At 39.7% G+C, this 15,427-nt stretch carries 11 protein-coding genes; 7 read left to right on the top strand and 4 right to left on the bottom strand.

Features of this window, described 5'->3' with window-relative positions; genetic code table 11:
- Positions 1–57: 57 nt before the first annotated feature.
- Complete coding sequence (locus ACXACJ_RS07680; protein ID WP_475133764.1) at positions 58–1,452, top strand: glycosyltransferase family 2 protein; 1,395 nt, start codon at positions 58–60, stop codon at positions 1,450–1,452.
- Here the strand turns inward: ACXACJ_RS07680 and ACXACJ_RS07675 are convergent.
- Both ACXACJ_RS07675 and ACXACJ_RS07670 read right to left on the bottom strand, forming a co-directional pair.
- Entirely contained in the window at positions 1,392–2,687 is a 1,296-nt protein-coding gene (locus tag ACXACJ_RS07675) for a hypothetical protein (RefSeq protein WP_475133763.1), read from the bottom strand. The genes ACXACJ_RS07680 and ACXACJ_RS07675 overlap by 61 nt on opposite strands.
- Before the next feature lie 12 nt (positions 2,688–2,699).
- The gene (locus ACXACJ_RS07670) at positions 2,700–3,755 is read right to left on the bottom strand and encodes a TylF/MycF family methyltransferase (RefSeq protein WP_475133762.1); all 1,056 of its coding nucleotides are present in this window, start codon (positions 3,753–3,755) and stop codon (positions 2,700–2,702) included.
- Positions 3,756–4,185: 430 nt separating this feature from the next.
- On the opposite strand from ACXACJ_RS07670, the gene ACXACJ_RS07665 reads away from it, so the two are divergent.
- Complete coding sequence (locus tag ACXACJ_RS07665) at positions 4,186–5,244, top strand: hypothetical protein (RefSeq protein WP_475133761.1); 1,059 nt, start codon at positions 4,186–4,188, stop codon at positions 5,242–5,244.
- Positions 5,245–5,274: 30 nt separating this feature from the next.
- Here the strand turns inward: ACXACJ_RS07665 and ACXACJ_RS07660 are convergent, their stop codons facing one another.
- Positions 5,275–5,427 (bottom strand): hypothetical protein, encoded by a 153-nt coding sequence (locus ACXACJ_RS07660; RefSeq protein ID WP_475133760.1) that lies wholly within the window; start codon positions 5,425–5,427, stop codon positions 5,275–5,277.
- Between the two features lie 345 nt (positions 5,428–5,772).
- Between ACXACJ_RS07660 and ACXACJ_RS07655 the strand changes: the two genes are divergently transcribed.
- From ACXACJ_RS07655 to ACXACJ_RS07640, 4 genes are read left to right on the top strand one after another with little or no spacing between them, the layout of a single operon-like run.
- On the top strand, positions 5,773–6,354 hold the full coding sequence (locus ACXACJ_RS07655; protein WP_475133759.1) for a hypothetical protein: 582 nt from the start codon (positions 5,773–5,775) through the stop codon (positions 6,352–6,354).
- Positions 6,347–7,915 (top strand): ImmA/IrrE family metallo-endopeptidase, encoded by a 1,569-nt coding sequence (locus ACXACJ_RS07650; RefSeq protein WP_475133758.1) that lies wholly within the window; start codon positions 6,347–6,349, stop codon positions 7,913–7,915. The genes ACXACJ_RS07655 and ACXACJ_RS07650 overlap by 8 nt, the downstream gene beginning before the upstream one ends.
- On the top strand, positions 7,905–9,554 hold the full coding sequence (locus tag ACXACJ_RS07645; protein ID WP_475133757.1) for an adenylosuccinate synthetase: 1,650 nt from the start codon (positions 7,905–7,907) through the stop codon (positions 9,552–9,554). The genes ACXACJ_RS07650 and ACXACJ_RS07645 overlap by 11 nt, the downstream gene beginning before the upstream one ends.
- Before the next feature lie 4 nt (positions 9,555–9,558).
- Complete coding sequence (locus tag ACXACJ_RS07640) at positions 9,559–10,194, top strand: DUF7002 family protein (RefSeq protein ID WP_475133756.1); 636 nt, start codon at positions 9,559–9,561, stop codon at positions 10,192–10,194.
- 210 nt (positions 10,195–10,404) lie between these two features.
- On the opposite strand, the gene ACXACJ_RS07635 is transcribed toward ACXACJ_RS07640, so the two are convergent.
- Positions 10,405–12,789: a hypothetical protein gene (locus tag ACXACJ_RS07635; RefSeq protein WP_475133755.1), complete on the bottom strand. Its 2,385-nt coding sequence runs from the start codon at positions 12,787–12,789 to the stop codon at positions 10,405–10,407.
- A gap of 354 nt (positions 12,790–13,143) precedes the next feature.
- Between ACXACJ_RS07635 and ACXACJ_RS07630 the strand changes: the two genes are divergently transcribed.
- A complete protein-coding gene (locus ACXACJ_RS07630) occupies positions 13,144–15,210 on the top strand; it encodes a BspA family leucine-rich repeat surface protein (RefSeq protein WP_475133754.1) in 2,067 nt (688 codons plus the stop codon).
- The last annotated feature ends 217 nt before the right edge of the window (positions 15,211–15,427 follow it).

Here is a 15,427-nt window from a genome sequence, read left to right as displayed (position 1 = left end):
ATTACTAACCTAAAATCAAATGAAATAGGATTATATTAAATATTTCAACTCACTTTTATGATCGTTTCCATCGAAGTCCCTGTCTTTAAAGGGCATTTTTTGCAACAGTGCATCAACTCGGTTTTAAATCAAACAAGTTCGGCTTGGCAACTCTCTCTTGTTTGGGATGGGGGAGATCAGTTATCCCGCGAAATTCTAGAGCGAATCAATAGTAAAAATCACCCTAATATCGATGTTTACTTTACTCCAAATCAGGGTATTGCGCGCGCCAGAGCCTTTTTGAGTGCCAAAACACATGGAGAATATATTTTGCCTTTGGATGATGATGACGAACTGGCGCCCAACGCGGTTGAAGTTTTTCTTGAAGCCGCAAAAGCCAAGCCTTGGGCAAGCCTTATCAGGGCACAACGTGACTTTATCGATCAGCAGAGTGAGGTTGTAGAAGAGAATCAGTGGTTTCCTTTTGGTCCACGAAACTATTATAAAGGCATGGTCAGAGATGTGTTCAACCAAGCTCAACCCTATTTGATTCGGAGAAGTGCTTATGAAAAGACTTTAGGTTGGCGTGGTTTCGATGATTTTATGCAGGCCGGGGAAGACTGCGATATCTTTCTTCAACTTGAACAAGTTGCTCATTTCGAATTGATAGACAGTGTTTTATATCATTACAGATTGCATAATGAGCGCGCCAGTGATGCCTTAACTTCTGCAGCTGCTTTTGAGATGTGGAGAAGGTTAGCTGACGATACTTTGCAGCGAATTGGGCTACCCTTGGAGAGAACCAACGATAGTCCACCGTTCATGTACCGAGTTAAAGAACAGCCGGAGATCTTATTGAAAGACCTTCAGTTTGTCGTTCAAAATCATAGTCCGTTGGTAGAAAAACTCGAGGAATTAGGAAGTGAAAAACACGCCATTATTGAAGCTCCTGCAAACTCAAAGAGCCGCAATTGGAGAATGGCAGGCTTTCAAGCCACGAATGCTAAGGTGGTCTGTTTTATAGACGATACTGTAATGATCAGTGATTCAAAAGCTCTAGATCAACTGATAGCAGCTTTCAATCATTCCAAGGCAGATGTGCTCAATCTTTCTTTCAACCAACTTCCTAAAGAAGAGAGCCAACTGGATAAAAGTTCTTCGACAAGTGAGATAGAAAATTGGCTACATTGTGCTTGCCTTTTGGTTAGGAGACAAGTAATACTAGCCACGGGCGGCTTTGATGAAATCTTTATTCCAGAAGCAGTTCAGGATTTCGACTTTTTTCTTCAGGCGCAATCGAAGGGATTTAACTGTTCTGAAACTTCAATATCTGGAATTCAAACAAGCAAGCCGTTCAATATCACTTTGAATGATGAAGACGTTTTCAAACTTCAACAGAAATGGCAAAGTCATCAAAGTTTGTCCGATGTGATCAGCTCTTTGAGTAAATTTTCTGGTGTTGGAGCCCGTTGATATCGCTTCATCAATCCATGTTTGTGCTGTTCATATCCGCTCTTGAACTGGGCGAGTTGCTCTAAAGAAGGCGGTTCATTATGATCGAAATAGGGTGGTTCCCAACCTTGGTAATACCAAGCAATAACCCGATCATAAAGCGAGTGAATTGATCGGGCCAAATGACCTTTATCTAAAAGCACGACAGGTTTTCCATTCCAAAGCTGGATCAGAATGGTGTGAGAAACCACATTCCAATAGAAGCTATATTCGGCCGTTAGCAAAGAAGCCATTACATTTTCAAAAGCCCCAAAATTGAACAAATGGATATCTTCATTTTCTAAGGACTGTTTTGAAAGAAGCAAATCAATCAAAATTGTTGGCCCCAGAAAGATCATTTTTCGACCTAATTGGGCACCATGAAGAAGCAAATTGATAACAGAAGCCGTGAACTTGGCGACTCCCACATGCATGACTTGCGTTTGAAAATCGACTTCAGAAATAATAAAGACCCAATGCGGTTTATGATCGGAAGGATTGGTTTGTAGCGACTCAGGAATAAGCAATTTGGGATTGAAAAAGCTTCTGTTTTTTGAATCGGAAGCAGCGGTTTCAATGCCCTCCGTATCGGTGAAGGTAGGATAAAGGTGAAGGTGATCTCTCAAAACGAAGTTCGCTGCGGCCAATTCCTTGTGCAATTTGGCATCGGCTATGCGTTTAATTGCCGAGAGTTGATCATTGGCATTGGTGGGAATATCAATCGAAATGATGTGTTCCAAACCTTCATCCGACCACTGGGAAATCAAGCCTAAAAATGGATCGGCCGTCATCACCTGAATCTCTTTTGCAGAAGCAAACTGACAAACACGATCCAGTGCTTCACTACTCAGTAAATTATGTACGGGCAGCAGATAACCTGCCGCAAACACAAGCACTTGTGGCTCATAAGCCCGAATTTCTTCCAACAAACCCTGCTCATTCTCCCATTGCCCAATGCGACCAGGAAGAATATTTTGGTTGAATTCATAGACCCGAGGCGTCAACAAGATCTTCGATTCCCTAAAACAATCCTGTCCCAGCATCAGGTACAATAATGTGGTCAGTTCTCCATAATCGTTATCCAAAACGAATAGCACTTTTGGTGCTATGGCCGTTACATTATCAGCATCTGACGTATTGATTTCCGTCAAGCTCAATAACCAAGCTTTCATTTGTTTTACCGCTTGCGATTCTATTTTATCCCAATTTCCCTTCATGTCCTTCTAATCTTAATCTGCCAATTTCTGCCAGAATACACCCGTCCAGTCAACGGCAATAATTTCCTCTGTGATGTTATTTTCTTCTCGGAAATCGTCAACGGCCTGCTTGCAAGGTGGGGCGCAATGGTAATCATCAATGATTATAAAACCACCCGGTGACAACTTTGGATACAGATGTTTTAAGGCATCCATAGTAGACTCATAAAGGTCGCCATCCAAACGCAAGAGCGCCAACTTTTCAATAGGCGCATTGGGCAAGGTTTCGGAAAACCAACCTTCCAAAAATCTGACATTGTCATCCAAAAGCCCGAAACGCACAAAGTTTTTGCGAACATCTTCAGCCGAAACCGCCAAGGTTCGCCACATCGATAGATCAAACTTTTTATCGGCAGGGTAGAGGCTTATATTGGGTTTCGGCATTCCTGAAAACGAATCGGCTACCCACACTGTGCGTTGTAAATCGCCATAGGTTTTTAGCAGCGCCTTCATAAAAATGGTACAGCCGCCTCTCCAAACACCTGTTTCGATCAAATCACCCGGAATTCCTTCGCGGATAATCTGCTCAACGCAAAATTGAATATTATCCAACCTGGCTTTGCCCACCATGGTAAATGCCTTTGCAGGCCAGTCCAAGCCAAACTCTCTTTCATGAGAAGAAGGGGGTTTGAAGAATTTCTTCAGCGATAAAACCAAACGGGAAAAACTGATTTTGGGCTTGGAAATATTAAGCTCCATAGCTTGTCCATCGCTGGCTCCCCAGAGCTGATAGGTGAGGCAATCTTTTAAAAGCGCTAAATAATTGGCGGCAATATCTTCTTGCAGCGACCTTACGGGTGAAGATGCCTCGGACTGGTTTTGATGCTGCCTTAATTCCATCGCACGCCTATAAGACAATGACGCACCAATATGGTCTTTACAATGACGCTGCAAATCGCCCAACTTTTGATAAAGCCGAGGTTCTAGGGGATTATCCGCAATGGCTTTTGAATAAGCATGTACCGCAAGTTGCCATTCCTTTTCGGTTACATATTGGTCAGCAATCTGCTCTTTTTCTTCAACAGACATAAAAATCAATAAGAATCAAAAAATGATATAACTCAATACTGAAGCTATATTTATATCTGTTGAAATTTAACTTAAAAATATGGTATTACACCAAAAATAAAGGTGATTATTGGGTGGGAATTAGGGGTAAAGAATTTGACATTGATTAATAAAGTATTACTTATTTACCTGTATTAGGTAAACTATCTTATGGTTACCAAAAACAGAATTGTTTTATAATGTCCACAGTTTTATGTTAAGCAGCTTGGTCCCGAAGTCTCGGGGCAGCAGGGGTTTTTATTCTAAGCAGCGTCTGGCCAATTAGCCACGCAGGAGGGAAGACATAGCACACTTATGTGACACGCTTTGCTGGCGCATGTGTGTGGCATTAAAAGTGGGAATTAGAGTCTTCTTTCACTAAATTCTTCCATTAACAGCAAACTATCTTCACATGGAATACTCGAACCCGAAAGAATTTGCGAATCACATAAAAAGAGAACGGTTTCAATTTGAAATTGAACCTGATGACTTGGAAGAGAGAATTAAGGCTCTAAAAGCCCATTACGGAAGTAAAATCGCTGATTCAAGGTATGAGAAAATACTGACATATGATGAAACAAATACAAAGTTTCAACCTGTCATTGATGCAATAGTTGAAGAATTCAAAGCTGTATGGCCCAAAAATATTCGAGACTTATTTGAGAAGCATTTCTATTTTTCAACAATTGACAATAGATCAATAAATGCAAGCGTCTTTAAATCTCCCAATGGATCATCATTTGTAGCTGTTTTAATCAATTCTTCTTTAATAAACCTCTTAACCAAACTGGGAAAACTTGACGTAGCATTAGAACATCCTGATAGCATTGTCTTTTGTAATAGATTTCCTAACTCCAAACCGACCAGAGAGGAAGTGAAAGTCATGAGAAATGAAATGTACAATTACTTTCAGGAGTTTAAGATGTCTCATGGCCCCTTCATAATCCTTGATGAAATGGCATCAATTTATCATTTCAATAAATTAGATATTCAAGAGAAGCTTATTGTTTTTCACGAGATTGGGCATTTTATAAATGGTGATCTATTCCAAAGTCGAGATGATCAAGAAGTTAATCCGAACATTCAGAATATTCACCATCAAAGAGAAATAATGGCAGACCTAATTGGATTTGGTCTGCTTTTGAAGGTTGAAAAGAAAAGCGGAAACATTTCATTAGAACGAAGAATGTCTATTCTTCTGGCAGTAATAAGCTTGTTTGACGTAATGTATGGATTACAAAAGGAAGAGACAGATAAATACCCGCTACCGCTTAATAGAATGAACGCCATAGTGGAGTACTATTATGGTATTGAAATAGCTGATATCGTAGAAAAAACATATACGGATAGGGGGGCATTTGAATTCCTACTCCCTGAGAACTGCCCTACAATTAAATCACAAGAAGACACGATGGATGCTGCAATTGAGAAGGCACTTGAAAGTCTATCGATCCCAAAAAACTGGAAATAGAAAAGAAAGCCGGTTAAACCGGCCTTCTTATCAGTCATTAATTGCTTTAACAATACCTACAACACTAACAATCACAGCAGTAGCAGTTGCTATTGAATTGATCAATTTTGCGTTGTCATCGTAGAGCTTCATACAGAAATCTTTAAAGCAGAATTCTGCATGACTTTCATACACTTTTTCCATTTTCAGATATTTTGATTTTAAGGTCAATTTTTCTTTCCGGTACTATCGGATCTGTTACTCCTGATATGTGGCTTAACTTCAATGGTTTTGCCTCCCACTTTTTTAGTGTAACCAGGTATTCTATTGAATTTTCTTCCTTGACTATCCTGCGCCATAAATAAACACCTCCTTTCTCAGCTTTAGATTATTTTTCATATAATTAACATTCAGATTCGATGTTGGAATTCTACAGAACCTCTTTAACATCGATCTCTTGAATGTTATGCTCACGTGTAGGTGGTATTTGCCACACAAAAAGAAAAAATGCAAAAAGTTGCTTGACGTGAGCATATAATATAGACACATATGAAGGATAACGTGCTGCGTGTACTGTCCGAGCAGGACTGGGATTCTATTGGACGAAAAATGTATGCTATGGCAATACATTGGGCAAAGTTCTCTTTTGGAGAGAAATGGAAAAATCTACCTGAAGGCCATACACTGGATGATATAGTTCAGGACTCCATTAGAAGAGCATTTGATCACGAATGGGAAGATATCAATTCGGAAGTCTTGCTTAAATACTTATTTGGCTCAATTCGGAGTGTGATTTCGAATTTGGCTAGGAATTATAACAATCGAGAAACTCACACTTTCACCAACCTTTCAATAAAGGGAAATGAAGGCGAGAGTTACGATTTTGATGCAGGGGATTCCAATAAAAATTCAGAAGGAATTGAGTATTCTATTGACTATAACTATTATCTAGATAAAATAAGTAAGAAGATTGAAGGAGACGACAAGTTAGTGATCGTATTTGAAGATATTCGCCAAGGTTTCCTGCCTCGTGAGATTTCTAAAAAGAGGAATATCGATATTAAGGAAGTATACAGCTTGAATAGGAAGCTGGTTAGGTTGATTGAAGGTATAGCATTGAAAGATGAGTAATAAGAACGAAAAAATGTCCGGTGAGCTTTCAGATAGAATGATTAGAGCCTTTGAGGATCAATTGATCAATGATGAGTTTTTTATAGATGAGTACCTAGCGGAAAATGGTTATAGCTCGAGTTCATTGGGAAAAAAGACAGCCAGTTTTGTGGCGGATTTGATTCGAGAAAAATCGAAAACACCACAAAAGCAACCAAAAAAGAGCTGGACTCATATCTCTGTCCTAAGATTGATGGACGAATATGAAGACGATGATCCCATTGAAATAGTAAAAGAGCGAAGTCGAAAAATGGTTTTGGATGCCTTTACTAAAGGTTGGGATGGACCTCCTTTTGACTTAGTGGCTCTGGCTAAACTAAATGGACTAATAGTTAAGCCATCTGAGTCAGTTGTAGATGCGAGAATTGTACCAGAACAAAAAAATCAGTTTAGAATTGAGTATAACCCATTTCAAAGCCCAGCAAGAATAAACTTCTCAATCGCACATGAAATAGGTCATACGTTTTTCTCCGACTGTGGAGAAACTATTCGAAACAGAGAGGAAAAGCTTGAGGATGAATCTTGGGAACTTGAGTTCCTGTGTAACATAGCTGCCGCTGAATTATTATTGCCTTATGCGGAATTCTCGAATGAAGCTAATGAAGTTGAATTGACATGGGAAAGTCTTTATAATCTCACTAAGAAGTATAAAGCTTCAGTTGAATCTGTATTTCTGAGGTTTTGTGAAGTAGTAGACAAGCCTTGTTCAATAGCTATATGCTCTTTTTCAGAAAATGAAAAATTGGCAGTGGACTACTTTAAGAATTCAAGTAGATCTGATCTGGCTCTCCGAAAAGGTTTTGAAATTCCGACTAGTTCAGTCGCATATGAATGCATAAAACCGAGATGGACGAGAAATAAAAAGGAGTCATGGCAGATTTTTAATAATCAGCCACATAGAGTTTATGCTGTTGGGCTATCTCCCATTAAGAAGCAGACTATTTCAAGAGTTGGCTTATTTATAGTACCGGAAGTATATGATTCTAAGCCCTCTCAAGCAATTTACGTGGTTTACGGTGATGCCACTGACCCAAGGGTAAAAGGAGTTAAAATCATTGCACAAGTCATTAACACAACCGGTGCACTAGGCTTTGGGTTTGGTAGAGCCATGTCTACAAAATATCCAGAGTCCAAGAAAGCCGTTCAACAATGGAAAAAGAACAAAGAGACATTCTATTTAGGGAATTCACAATTGGTAAAAATAAGAGAAGACTTATATGTATACCAGATGTTAGCTCAAGAAGGCATTAGACCTAAACATGGAAGTATTCCACTGAAATATGAATGTCTACGAGAAGGACTTGTCGGGTTATGCAGCCATGCTCAAGAACTCAACGCTTCTGTACATATGCCAGCAATTGGTGCTGGACAGGCTAAAGGAAACTGGAATGTTATAAAAGGGATGATCTACGATGAACTTGTTTGTAAAGGAATAGAAAGTACCATTTATCTTCTACCAGGCTCTAATATGAAACCGAATCAATCTAGGACATTAACGCTTTTTAAAGAGAATGAGAAATAAGAAGATAATTGTAATTCTCAGTGGTGAAATATCAAGTGGTAAGAGTGCTATTCGAGAGGGTTTAGAGGAAACGCATGGTTTCAAGGTCTTAGAGACCAAAGAAGCCCTTAAAGATATTGCCAGGGAACGACATAAGGGTAAAATTCCAGATAAACGAAATTTCCTTCAAGATTTTGGTAGAAAGATGGACAAGGAAACCAATGGATATTGGCCTGTGAATCATTTCCAAACAGAAATTAATAACAATGATAAAGTCATTATTGACTCTGCTAGAATAGAAGAACAGATAGATGAGTTTCGAAGAGCTTATGGACAATCAGTCTATCATATTCACACAATTGCCCCGGAAGATGTAAGGCTCAATTGGTTTATTAAACGTAATAGAACTAGTGATGATTTCACTAGTGAATCAGATGCTATTGAAAAGTTCAAAGAGTACTCCCAAGATGAAACTGAACAACAGGTACACAAATTAAAGGAGGTAGCTGATTTGGTCATATATACCAATGACACAGCAAATCCGGCAGACTATGTAGTTAGAGTAGCTGGGTTCCTAAGAATTCTTCCAAAAATACATACAAAGAATGTAGACGTAGTTATTGGTGGTCAGTTTGGTTCCGAGGGAAAAGGTCAGGTCGCTGCATATTTATCAAAAGAGTACGATTGTCTTGTTAGAGTTGGAGGACCTAATGCCGGTCATAAAGTATACAAAGAGCCAGAACCAGATGTGTTTCACATTATACCTTCAGGAACAACAAAAAACCGCGATGCCATTTTGATTGTTGGCCCAGGAGCAGTTATTAGTGAAGACGTATTACTCAATGAAATTCAGAAGTATAATCTAGATCCTGATAGATTAATCATAGATGAAAACGCAAGCGTAATAAGTGCAGAAGATAAAGAGGCTGAAAAGAGGTTAGATATGATAGGCTCCACAGCTCAAGGAGTTGGAGCTGCTACAGCCAAAAACCTTTTTACTTATAGGTTGAGTGCGGTTGACGCACACAAGGCTAAGAACAAGTTTAATCTTAAACCTTTTATCGGGTCGGCACATGAATTCTATGAGAAAATAAATTTGGCCAACAAAAAGATATTGCTCGAAGGAACTCAAGGTACTTTTTTAAGCCTTCATCATGGCTTTTATCCACATGTCACTTCCAGGGACACTACTGTCAATGGGTGCTTATCGGAAGCCGGAATTGGTGTCAATCGAGTAAGAAAAATTGTGATGGTAGTCAGAAGATACCCAATAAGGGTGCAAAACCCTCATAATGGAACATCTGGTGACTTTATGAGCAAAGAAATTTCTCTTGAAGATGTCTCTCAAAGGTCTGGCTATCCATTGGAAGACTTGAGAAAAATCGAACGTACAAGCACAACAGATAAGGAAAGGAGAATAGCGGAGTTCAATTGGGGTTTGTTTAGAAGAGCTTGTGAATTGAATACTCCTACCGATATAGCCTTCACCTTTTCTGATTATATAACTTATGAAAACCAAAAAGCAAGGCGATATGATCAATTGTCAGAAAGAACTACAAAGTTTATTGATGAGCTCGAACGTTGCGCTGAAGTACCAGTCAGCCTAATAGCCACTAGATTTCAGCATAGAGCAATCATTGATCGTAGAAATTGGATATAAAACAATGGAAATCAATAAGTTAATAAGCAATAGAGAGTTCATCTATCATCTAACTTCTAGGGAAAACCTCGATTCTATTCTAGATCATGGTATCATCTATAGTACTAACAGGATTATAGAACATGCAGAGCTAACACCTCAAGAGAAAGAATCAGCAGTCATTGGAAGAAGGCCTAGTCATCTATTCGTGAACTCTATGGGCAGCGAGATGATGATAAGAGATCAAAGACCAATTTCTATCAAATCTCTCAATAAATGTCTCCTAGGCGGTATTACTGCAGGCGAATTCATAAATCATCTGAACGATAGAGTATTTTTCTGGCCAACTTTAAAAAGGCTTAGAATACACTTTGAAAGATATAGAAGTGAGCAACCTAAAATCATTCGATTACAGACGAGTGATGTAATTCAAATAAATGAGGAAAGTCTAAGGCTTTGTAGATGGAATTCAGGAGCTACTCGGTGTTTACCGCATTATGGAGGAGCCCCACCCCCAAGAGGATTAGAGTCATTTATGAAAATAGAAGATTATGACCTCAGTGTTGGTAGCATAGCTGAAGTTACTTTCGAAAAACAGTGTATTCTTCCAGATAGAATATGGGTTGCTGACATGCCTGACGATCCGTGGGAGGAACTGTAAAACGATACAACTAGATTCTCAGGTAGAAGAGAGGCTTGGTTTTTGAAGACGGGTTGGATGAAGGAATCGCGGTTATGTATCCGCCTTGTGAAGCTGGCCGATTATTCCTTCTTAAATTTTTGTTCTCTTTACTTCTTAATACAAAACCAAAAGTCCAACTCTTTATGGAGCTGGACTTTTGGCTAATTTGATATAGTGGAGATTATGTTTTTACAAGTGTAAGAAATGTTTTACATCATCCCAGCTATTCTTAATGTCTCCCCATGCTTTTTCGGCATCATCTATCGCGCTTGAAATTTCATCAGCGGGATATTCAGCTGCACTTAAAACTACATTAAGAACCGCTGGAACGGCAAAAGCTGGAAATTCATTACGAATAAAACCTACCGCCAAATTTGCAGGAAGTTCGAGTGACTTAAATGCAGGAGCAATCTGATTGGGATCAACAATCCCTAAGGCATTCTTTACAGTACCCAGCGTGGCAAGTTTATTTAAGCATGGCACCACCGCATCAGGAACTGGTAATTTCGGCATAATTGATTCAGCTGCTTTAGCAATTTCGCCAATATTTCCGTGGGTGGCAGAGTCCATTGCTTTTATCAGATTATTGACTTCATTATAGCCTAATCCCTTTATCGTTTTTAGAAATTCTGTTGGGTCGGCAATATTGTAAGCTTCTCCTGCGATTGCCCCTATATCCTGAGCCGTCAAACTTCCATAAAAACTATGAAGAAGCGGTAAGGCATCCGCTAAAGGAACGCTGGAAATAATTTTAGACAAGTCCGAGAGGTCAGTGCCCGCCAGCCCCATGCTTTGCGCCTTATTCAATACATAAGCTAAAGTATTGCTGACGTTCGGGGGAAGGTGGATATATTTGCTCATTACGGCCTCCGCCCAGGCTGCAGGAGAGGAGAGCGCATTTCCCAATATGTCTGCGATATGAGATTCTATATAAGGAAGTACATTGGTCAACACCGCACCCAAAGTAGTCATGCTGGCATCCAGCTCAAAGGAGAGGTCTACTTCGGAATTGATGACGGGAAATATTGTAGAGAATTTGAAGGTGCCGGTGCCATCTGCGTTGATGTTAAAACCTGCTTTGAAATTATCACCCAGACTTATTGAGCCTAGGCCTGTTTCAGAACTCAAATCATTGATCAGGTCGTCAGGTAAAGCTATTGTCCAAGCTGGCGTAGGCTGAAAGCCGAATACCGCTCCCAGGCTACTGCTGTTCAGGTTGCAGTTGATATGATTGTCCACGAAATTAATGCCTTCAACGGATGCACCAAAGCTGAGATTGAAGATGATGCTATTTGAGGCAATGTAGCCTTGGATGCTGCCCGAAAGATCAAGAAATTTCACAGTGCCATCAATCTTTCCACCAACCTCAGTGCCCATCTGGTTTGAAAAACTCAATTCCGCACCACCCGGATTTACCAATTTCTTGGTTTTGGCATTCTTCAGCATGTTATTAATGCTTTGAAAGTCTTGAGAGGACTTAGGCATTTTGTTGGTCTTGACGGGATCTCCATTATCATCCACCTTAATTGAATAGCCTGCACCATCGCCATTGAGACTAAAGATGCTGCCGAAGGAGAGTGGATCCATACATAATTTGGCAGAAACACCTTGTGAAATCACGATTCCGGCTCCATTTAAACTCAGAGCACCGTAAAAGCTCCAACCTAACAAATCCACCACGCCTTCAAAGCTATAGCCAGGATACACTTTATTGCCATCGGGTAATACAAGACTTTCTTTAAGCTCAGGATTATACCATGAACAGCTGACATCAGTCATGGTGAGTGGCATGTCCAGGTTCAATGAAACATTGGTAAACATGGTAAAGAGTTCACTTAAAGAGGCTGACGCTAAATAAAAGCTGATGTATTGAGGAATAGGAAGGTCTCCTTCCATAATAAAGGAAAAGGCGAGGTTGTCATCGTCTACCTTTACATTCTGTACCTCCTGACCAATGAAGAATTGCGTCTGAATACCGATCACAAACAAGTCGAGCGGTTTGAAAAGTACACAGCCATTAAGACCTACTTCCTGAAAATGAATGCCTTTTGGTGTCATCGGCAATTGCAAGGTCTGGCCATTGGGAGAAGAAAGAATAGCACCTATTTCCATTTCGGTGGCGCTTAGCATCATGTTTACCTGGGCAGTCAGGTCATTACTGAAGGCTGTGAAAGAGAAAGGCCATTTAACCAAAACACTGGCGGAGTTTGATGCAGGGGCATAATCTATTTCAATGGAAACATTAGTCAATGTCACATCAGGCACCGGAGTTATTTTAGGCGGGTTGAAAACAAAGCTCACAGAAGTGAATTTTGGATCGGGTTTGATTACCACAGTTACCGTAACAGGTTGTGTCGACTGACCTCCAAGCATACTCAGAAAAACAGGCATTATTCCTGGAGCCAGACTCAACGATGTTAGGTCTAGATCTCCTTTGAATGTGAAGGTGTGCTCGGTATTGTTGTTCTGGGTGCTTTGGGCGCTAACATTAGAAAACGCTGCTTTAAAATCGGGGCATGTAATATCATTTTGCTCGCAAATAGACGCGAGACTTTGTGATGTTGTAGTACTCATTATAAAGTGTGTGTAAAAAATTGATGGTTTAAAAAATGATAAGATAGTAAAAATGAGGAAATGGAATCTTTCATCGAGAGACAATTCCATTTATATAAAACATGACATTATCGCGGTGGGATGAGTATAATGGATCTTATACAAACCGCTTCGAGGAGATAAAATTAAAATATAGCTTATAGTTTGATGATCTGTTCCTATGTGTTTAGGACTTACAATGCTTGGCTCTGGATAAGTGATAGAAATAGCAAATACATAAATCAAATGCTGATTAAGTTTCATTAAAATAGCATTTAAAGAATTATAATTATCATTTTTTGTGATCCTTAAAAATTTCGGTGTTATTTTTACTTAATGAAAAATGTTGCTCCTTCAAAACTACTGTTTGTATTATTATTAATACTAGTTCTATTTGTTTCGGCCTGTGGCAGTGATGATGAAAAAGTACCGGAAAATAAAGCTCCTACAATAACCAATCAGTCCTTCTCTGCAGCAGAGGACATTGATGACAATATTATTATTGGTGTAGTGCAAGCCAGTGACCCCGATGAAGATGAAATTAGTTTTTCCATTACAGAAACGGTAGAAATAAATGGCGACAGAGATTTCTCGGGTTTATTTGAAATAGATGAGAACACTGGAGAATTAAGCCTTGCAGATGGTAAATACTTGGACTTTGAAGACGCTTCTGGCTTCTCGGTGACTGTTTCAGTTTCCGATGCAGAATTAACTGCTTCAGCATCAATCACCATCTCGGTGACTGATGTGGACGATACTCCCTTTCTTACTACCTGGAGAACCACTGAGGCCAATGAAACGATTAGTTTTCTCACAAATAGTAGCCTTACATATGACTACAAAGTGGATTGGGGTGACGGGGCAATAGAGAGTCACCTAACCGGTTCGCCCGTGCACACCTATGCCACTCCAGGAGATTATCAGGTAGCGATCACAGGCACCTTTCCAGCTATTTTAACAAATGGGGCAAAACAAATCATATCCATTGATCAATGGGGCGATATTGAATGGGAAACCATGAACCTTGCCTTTGCATCTTCTCCAAATGTGTTAGAAAATGCTTCAGATGCGCCCGATTTGTCCAGGGTAACCAGTATGGCTGGCATGTTTTCCCGCTGCCTGAATTTTAACGGTGATTTAAACAACTGGGATGTGAGCAACATCACTGATATGAGCGAGACCTTCCATTATGCTAACCTTTTTAAAGGAGATATTAGTGATTGGGATGTGAGCAACGTAACCAATATGAAAGGTATGTTCAAAATGAATTATTATTATTGGATTCCTTCTACTCTTAGTGGAGACCTAGGGAAATGGGATGTTAGCAAGGTCACAAATATGAGCTATATGTTCAGTGGTGTTCGAGTTGTTAATGCGAATATCAGCAATTGGGATGTTGGCAATGTTACCGATATGAGCTTTATGTTCAGTGGTGTCAAAAGTTCCCGTCTGGAAATTGGGGATTGGGATGTGAGCAGTGTCACCAATATGCGGGGTATGTTTAGTGTTAGTGATTTTACTAAAGACCTCAGCAATTGGAACGTCAGTAATGTCATTGATATGAGCGAAATGTTCTATAATGCTACTTATTTTAATGGAAATATTAGTGATTGGGATGTGAGCAATGTCACTAACATGAGCAGCATGTTCTCCGATGCTATCGCTTTTAATGGAGGTATAGGGAGTTGGGATGTGAGCAACGTCACTCATATGGGCGGAATGTTCTCCCAGAAAGGTATTGCAGGTGCTACTTCAGCATTCAATCAAGATATTGGGGGCTGGGATGTGCACAATGTCATTGATATGGGAGGTATGTTCAATGGTGCTTCTGTTTTCAATCAGGATATAGGGGGTTGGGATGTGAGTAATGTTACTAACATGAATAATATGTTCTATGAAGCTGTAGTTTTCAATCAAGACCTGAGCCAGTGGAGTGTAAGCAATGTGACCAGTATGAATAAAATGTTCAGTGCTGCTATAGCTTTTAATGGCGATATAGAGGGTTGGGATGTAAGCAATGTCACTGATATGAGCAGTATGTTCAGTTTTGCTCAAGGTTTTAATCAAGATATAGGGGGTTGGGATGTAAGCAATGTCATTGATATGAGCCAAATGTTCTGGGATGCTAAAGCATTCAATCAAGATATTGGGGGCTGGGATGTGCACAATGTCATTGATATGGGAGGTATGTTCAATGGTGCTTCTGTTTTTAACCAGGATTTAGGGAGCTGGAATGTTAGCAATGTCACTAAAATGAGCGACATGTTCGAGTCTGCTTTATCTTTCAATCAAGATTTGAACCAGTGGAACGTGGTAAAGGTAATCTATTGCTCAAGATTTTCAGAAAATTCTGGCATGTTAGACGCTCATAATCCTAACTTCACTAATTGCAGTTCTAATTGAGTAAATATACTTTCCGGATTACTGGAAATCCTAAGTGTGGGAAATAAAGAAATTGCGGCCTAATCCTTGACTAGTGGAATAAATTCAAATCCGATTAATTAAGGGTTTTTGCATAAAATCCACAGTTTTGTGTTACATAGTCTAGAGATTGAGAAAGGAACTGATCACTTTTCCTTATAAGAGGAAGAAAAGGTTTTCCCATTGGGCAAGGGAGACG

Source organism: Roseivirga sp. AWQ4_251, from assembly GCF_056158225.1.
The sequence above is the reverse complement of the archived record's forward strand: the minus strand, read 5'-3'. Positions and strand labels throughout refer to the sequence as shown.

Bases quoted from the DNA above. Each gene is read 5' to 3' on its own strand.
- ACXACJ_RS07680 (WP_475133764.1), top strand. From the start codon at position 58: ATGATCGTTTCCATCGAAGTCCCTGTCTTTAAAGGGCATTTTTTGCAA.
- ACXACJ_RS07675 (WP_475133763.1), bottom strand. From the start codon at position 2,687: ATGAAGGGAAATTGGGATAAAATAGAATCGCAAGCGGTAAAACAAATG.
- ACXACJ_RS07670 (WP_475133762.1), bottom strand. From the start codon at position 3,755: ATGTCTGTTGAAGAAAAAGAGCAGATTGCTGACCAATATGTAACCGAA.
- ACXACJ_RS07665 (WP_475133761.1), top strand. From the start codon at position 4,186: ATGGAATACTCGAACCCGAAAGAATTTGCGAATCACATAAAAAGAGAA.
- ACXACJ_RS07660 (WP_475133760.1), bottom strand. From the start codon at position 5,427: ATGGAAAAAGTGTATGAAAGTCATGCAGAATTCTGCTTTAAAGATTTC.
- ACXACJ_RS07655 (WP_475133759.1), top strand. From the start codon at position 5,773: ATGAAGGATAACGTGCTGCGTGTACTGTCCGAGCAGGACTGGGATTCT.
- ACXACJ_RS07650 (WP_475133758.1), top strand. From the start codon at position 6,347: ATGAGTAATAAGAACGAAAAAATGTCCGGTGAGCTTTCAGATAGAATG.
- ACXACJ_RS07645 (WP_475133757.1), top strand. From the start codon at position 7,905: ATGAGAAATAAGAAGATAATTGTAATTCTCAGTGGTGAAATATCAAGT.
- ACXACJ_RS07640 (WP_475133756.1), top strand. From the start codon at position 9,559: ATGGAAATCAATAAGTTAATAAGCAATAGAGAGTTCATCTATCATCTA.
- ACXACJ_RS07635 (WP_475133755.1), bottom strand. From the start codon at position 12,789: ATGAGTACTACAACATCACAAAGTCTCGCGTCTATTTGCGAGCAAAAT.
- ACXACJ_RS07630 (WP_475133754.1), top strand. From the start codon at position 13,144: ATGAAAAATGTTGCTCCTTCAAAACTACTGTTTGTATTATTATTAATA.